The 2,681-nt window shown below is 60.3% G+C and carries 3 protein-coding genes; 1 reads left to right on the top strand and 2 read right to left on the bottom strand.

The window, feature by feature from the left end:
- Positions 1 to 89: 89 nt before the first annotated feature.
- Positions 90 to 239: a hypothetical protein gene (locus NW843_RS13280; protein ID WP_011429585.1), complete on the bottom strand. Its 150-nt coding sequence runs from the start codon at positions 237 to 239 to the stop codon at positions 90 to 92.
- 134 nt (positions 240 to 373) lie between these two features.
- On the opposite strand from NW843_RS13280, the gene NW843_RS13275 reads away from it, so the two are divergent.
- On the top strand, positions 374 to 1,597 hold the full coding sequence (locus tag NW843_RS13275) for an Era-like GTP-binding protein (protein ID WP_414523186.1): 1,224 nt from the start codon (positions 374 to 376) through the stop codon (positions 1,595 to 1,597).
- On the opposite strand, the gene lipA is transcribed toward NW843_RS13275, so the two are convergent.
- Positions 1,594 to 2,448, bottom strand: a complete 855-nt coding sequence (gene lipA / locus NW843_RS13270; protein WP_414523185.1) for a lipoyl synthase — start codon at positions 2,446 to 2,448, stop codon at positions 1,594 to 1,596. The genes NW843_RS13275 and lipA overlap by 4 nt on opposite strands.
- Positions 2,449 to 2,681 lie beyond the last annotated feature (233 nt).

Genomic DNA, 2,681 nt, shown 5'->3' with positions numbered 1-2,681 from the left:
GCCCGCTCCGTACCGCTTAGCGGTCGGAGCCGGGTAGTTTACACTTAGACTTGTTCGGAATCACCTAACGATGGGCTTGCCAAGTTGGACTAGCGAAGGGCGCTCAGAAGCACAACATCCATAACCAGCAGCGCCCCAGCAAAGGCCAGCAGGCTGCGCACGATCTGGCGCTCTTGCTTAGAACGATGGGATCCACCCACACGAAGCCATTTCAGAGATTGGGGAAGGCGGTACAGCATAGGAGATTCGGCGGAACCCTAGGGTGATCATGCCCTATTTTGTGGGGTTTGGATTCCCCACGCTGGGGGGGAGAAACGGCTAGCCCTGAGGGGCAATTCCCTCTAGAGTGAGGGTTAGTCCATTGCCCCTGTCTATGACCACTCCCTTGACCCAAGCCGAAACCGTTTTGCAAAGGTGCTGGGATCATTGGCAATCTCTGGCCAGCCGTCGGGATTTACAACCGGAGTTCAGGGCTCTATCCACTTTGCGCAAGCGCCTCACCGCGCGGCTGTTTTCCATTGCGGTGTTTGGGCTGGTCAACCGTGGCAAGTCGGCCGTCCTGAACGCCCTAACCGGCGAGGAGCGATTGAAGGTGGGCCCCCTCAATGGGGTCACTCAGCAGCCCCAATCCCTGCTGTGGCAGCCGGAGCCAGGGATCCCTTGGCGGGTGAGGCTGGTGGATACTCCGGGTTTGAACGAAGTGGAAGGAGAAGCCCGCGAACAGTTGGCCTGGGATGTGGCCCGCTCGGCGGATTTGATCGTGTTTGTCATCGCCACCGACCTGACCCAGTTGGAATACCAAGCTCTCTCGGAGCTGCGCACTCTATACAAGCCCATCCTGCTGGTGTTGAACAAATGCGATCTCTACTCCGAAGCGGAGTTGCAGGCCATTTGTGCCCAGATCAGCCGCCACCTAGGCTGGGTATCGCCGCAGGAGATTTTGACCGTGGCCGCTTGCCCAAAACCTCTGAAAGTCCGCACCCACTGGCCGGATGGCCGCATTACTTTGGAATGGGAACGGCCTGCACCCCAAATTGAAGCCTTGCGGGGGCGAATTCTGCAGATTTTGCAAACAGAGGCGGGATCCCTCCTGGCTTTGAATGTGTTGAAGCGGCTGGACCGGGTTCAGGCCCAGATTCTGGAAAAACAGTGGCAGCATCATGCCCGCTTTGTGGAGCAATGGGGCAGGATTTTCGCCCTTGGCAAGGGGATGGGGGTGGGCTTAGCTCCGCTGGGGTTGGATTTGCTGTTGGCCCCGCTGCTGGATGGTCTTTGGCTGCTGGGCTTGGAGATCCGGCTGCACCTGCCCCGGAGGGTCTTGTGGAAGGGGCTGTGGCGACCGCTGCTGCTCAATGGGGCTCTGCTGCTGCTGGCGGAAGGGGTGAGTTCCTGGCTGTGGGGAGATTGGGGCAACGGCCTTTTGCCGGGTCTGGTGGCGGGGATCAGCTTGTACCGCCTGGGATCCCTGGCGCCACAGGTGCTCAGCCGGTTTGCAGCCCGAGCGTTCGGCCTGGAAGCGGGCCTTCGTGCCTTGATCGGACGGGAAAGGTTGGCTATGACAGACTGCACAGCCTCTCTGCCAAGCTCCCTGGCCTAGTTCTCAACCATTTCGGCAGCGTGGTAGGAGCTGCGCACCAATGGCCCTGAGCGCACCTGGCGAAACCCCATCTGGCGGGCTATCTGGCCCAGCTCGGCAAACTCTTCCGGAGTCCAGTAGCGTTCCACAGGGCGATGGGCCAAGGAAGGTTGTAGGTATTGCCCCAGAGTCAGACGATCGCATCCCACCGCCAGCAGATCCCGGAAGGTTTCCAGCACTTCTGTGCGGGTTTCCCCATGCCCCAGCATCAGCCCAGACTTGGTGGGTAATCCGGGATTCAGCTCCTTGACCGTTCGCAAAACCCGCAAGGACAGGTCATAGCCGGAACTGCGCCGTACTGCCTGGGAGAGCCGTCGTACCGTTTCGATGTTGTGGTTGTAGCAGACAGGCTGAGCGGCCACCACACGGGCAATGCATTCGCGATCGCCGCGAAAGTCGGGGGTAAGCACCTCGATCTGGGTGCCGGGGCAGCGCCGCCGAATTGCCTCCATGACCTCCACAAAGTGACCGGATCCCTGGTCGGGCAGATCGTCGCGGGCCACCGAGGTCAGCACCACATAGCGGAGCCCAAGCAGCTCAACCGCCTCGGCCACTTTCTCCGGTTCTGCGGGATCCAACGGTGCGGGCCGTCCACTGGCCACCTGGCAAAAAGAGCAGGCGCGGGTACAGATCCCTCCCATCAGCAGAAATGTAGCGGTTTTTTGGCTGTAGCACTCGGCTCGATTTGGACAGCGCCCCTCCTCACAAATGGTGTGCAGGCCCCGCTGCTTGATCACCTGCTGCACCGCTGAAGTCTCGCTGGCTTTGCCGATGGAACGCTTGACCCAACTGGGAAGAGGGCTAACCGACATAGGGAGAACCGTTGCGTTAACTGGGTATCGGCAACAAGACTGCGCCCCTCTACAGCCGAAGGATGCAGCGCCTGCTCTGCCATTCTGACATGATGAAGCTCTGGGTTCCGAAAAGGGGAGGCCGAAGTCTTTGGGTCGACGGACTTCTCGGCTCGCACCAGCGGGACAAAGTCCTCCCAAAGCTCAGCCCTGTTCAGCTAGAAATCGCAGGAGCCCCGCACTGTACCCGTAGG

The sequence above is a fragment of the Synechococcus sp. R5-12 genome (assembly GCF_047502655.1).
Lineage (GTDB): Bacteria > Cyanobacteriota > Cyanobacteriia > Thermostichales > Thermostichaceae > Thermostichus.
Note: the sequence above shows the minus strand (reverse complement) of the source record. Positions and strands in the feature narration are given on the sequence as shown.